Source organism: Vibrio viridaestus, assembly GCF_003856525.1.
GTDB classification, from domain to species: domain Bacteria; phylum Pseudomonadota; class Gammaproteobacteria; order Enterobacterales; family Vibrionaceae; genus Vibrio; species Vibrio viridaestus.
Window position 1 is genome coordinate 1 of sequence record NZ_RJVQ01000120.1, and the last position, 487, is coordinate 487.

Below are 487 nucleotides of genomic sequence, written 5' to 3' on the forward strand. Positions count from 1 at the left end.
CGTGGTCAGCGGCACCGCCATCGGGATTTTCACCACATCAATGGGGTAACGGTTTTTCCCAGCCACACGCTGCATGACATGCCACCGGCCATTTTTCAGTTGCTGAATAAACGCGCCGGGAATACGACGGTTACCCACCACAAGCACGCTGCCGCCACCTTTCAGGGATGAACGCTGCCCCTTTTTACGACGCCTGCGGCGCGAAAGGACAACCCGCGCATTACCCAGCTTGATTACGGGCAAATCCCCCCGGTTAACTTTGATTCYGGCCTGCGGATTTTTGACCGTGGCCCTTTTCAGCCTGGCCCTTTCCTTTACCAGTTTCCGGCGTACCTTTGTCTCACGGGCAACCTGTGACGCCGACTGCGATATCGCGGATGAAGCAACGCGGTTAATGGCCATTGCGGCGGCACCAGGCACCGCCGTTTTGCTGATACGGCTGAGGTTTTCAACGGCCTGCTCAAGACCTTTTATGGCCATACATCCC

1 protein-coding gene is annotated in these 487 nt (G+C 57.0%); it reads right to left on the reverse strand.

The features are described from left to right. A partial coding sequence (locus EES38_RS21900; protein ID WP_439333285.1) for a phage tail protein occupies positions 1 to 487 on the reverse strand: 487 nt, incomplete at both ends.